1 protein-coding gene is annotated in these 1,795 nt (G+C 65.4%); it reads right to left on the reverse strand.

All coding sequences use genetic code 11. From position 1 onward, the window contains the following. Positions 1 to 1,795, reverse strand: a 1,795-nt coding sequence (locus tag HNQ95_RS33305; RefSeq protein ID WP_182576253.1) for an aldehyde dehydrogenase family protein, incomplete at its 3' end; no start/stop codon positions are given.

Consider the following 1,795-nt stretch of genomic DNA (forward strand, 5'->3'; position numbering starts at 1 on the left):
CGATGCGGGTCGCGAACTCTTCCGTGCGGCCGGACAGGTTCTCGGCGAGATAATAGAGCACCTGGGCCCTGTTGTAGGCGGTCGCTTCGGGCCAGGCCTTGCAGGCGCGCGCCGCCGAGACCGCATCGCGGATGTCCTTGCGGCTGCCCAAGCCGACCTCGCCCGCGAGCTTGCCCTTGGAGGTGAGAATCGGCAGCGAATAGTTACCGTCGGGGCGCACCTGCTTGCCTGCGATGAACAGCTTTGCCGTGCGGTCGATGGCCTGGTTCTCGCTGGTGTCGCGGGCGGCCTGTTTCGGCGCCGTCGACGGCTTGATGACCGGGCCATGCGGCTCGCCCGGCGCCAGATATTCCTCCAGCCCCTCGCGCCCGCCCTCGCGGCCAAAGCCACTCTCGCGGTAGCCGCCGAAGCCGCAGGCAGCATCGAACATGTTGGTGCCGTTGATCCAGACCACGCCGGCCTTGAGCTGCGGGGCGACATGCAAGGCGAGATTGACGTTTTCGCTCCACACCGAGGCGGCAAGGCCATAACGGGTGTTGTTGGCGAGTTCGACCGCCTCTTCGGTGTTGCGGAAGCTCATGGTGGCGAGCACCGGACCGAACACCTCTTCCTGGGCAAGGATGTTGGCGGGCGCAACACCCGTCGCCAGCGTCGGCAGGTGATAATAGCCTGATGATGGCACATCCTGGTCGGGCTGCCAGCAGACGGCACCCTGTCTTGCACCTTCCTCGACAAGGCGCCTGACGCGGTCGAGCTGGGTCTTGTCGACCAGCGGGCCGATGTCGGTGTTCTTGTCGAGCGGAGATCCGACCCGCAGCCGGCTCATCCGTGTCTTGACCTTGGCGATGAAGGCTTCGGCTACGCTCTCCTGCACCAGAAGCCGCGAGCCGGCACAGCAGACCTGGCCCTGGTTGAACCAGATGCCGTCGACAAGTCCCTCGACGGCGCTGTCGAGATCGGCGTCTTCGAAGACGATGAAGGCCGACTTGCCGCCGAGTTCCAGCGACAGCTTCTTGCCAGAGCCCGCAGTTGCCTTGCGGATGATCTTGCCGACCTCCGACGAGCCGGTAAACGCGATCTTGTCGATGCCGGGATGGTTGACGATCGCCACCCCTGCCTCGGGTCCGCCCTGGACGATGTTGACCACGCCCTTGGGCACACCGGCGCGTTCGCAGATCTCGGCAAACAAGATTGCCGTCAGCGGCGTGAACTCGGCCGGCTTCAGGACAACGGTGCAGCCGGTGGCGAGGGCCGGTGCGATCTTCCAGGCCAGCATCAGCAGCGGAAAGTTCCACGGGATGATCTGGCCGACGACACCGGCTGGCTTGCGGCCTGGGAATTCCCGGTCCAGCGACTGGGCCCAGCCGGCATGGTGGATGAAGTGGCGGATCGCCAGCGGCACGTCGATGTCGCGGCTCTCGCGGATCGGCTTGCCGTTGTCGAGGCTTTCCAGCACCGCAAACAGGCGCTGGTGGCGCTGCATGGCGCGGCCGATGGCATAAAGCACTTTTGCGCGCTCATAACCCGAGGCAGCACTCCACTTCGGCAGCGCCTTGCGGGCTGCGGCCACCGCCGTCTCGATGTCGGCGGCAGAGGCGTCCGACACCTTGGCCAGAAGCTTGCCGGTTGAGGGATCGGATGTGTCGAAGCTCTTGCCGTCAATGCCGGCGCGCCAGTCGCCTGCGATGAACAGCGCCTTCGAGAAATCGCGGGCCCCAAGCCAGGCATCGGCTTCTGAGCGGGCCTCGGGGGCTGGGGCATAATCCATGGCGTGGTATCGTTCGAGAATGTTCAT

Source organism: Aminobacter ciceronei (assembly GCF_014138625.1).
GTDB classification, from domain to species: Bacteria; Pseudomonadota; Alphaproteobacteria; order Rhizobiales; family Rhizobiaceae; genus Aminobacter; species Aminobacter ciceronei.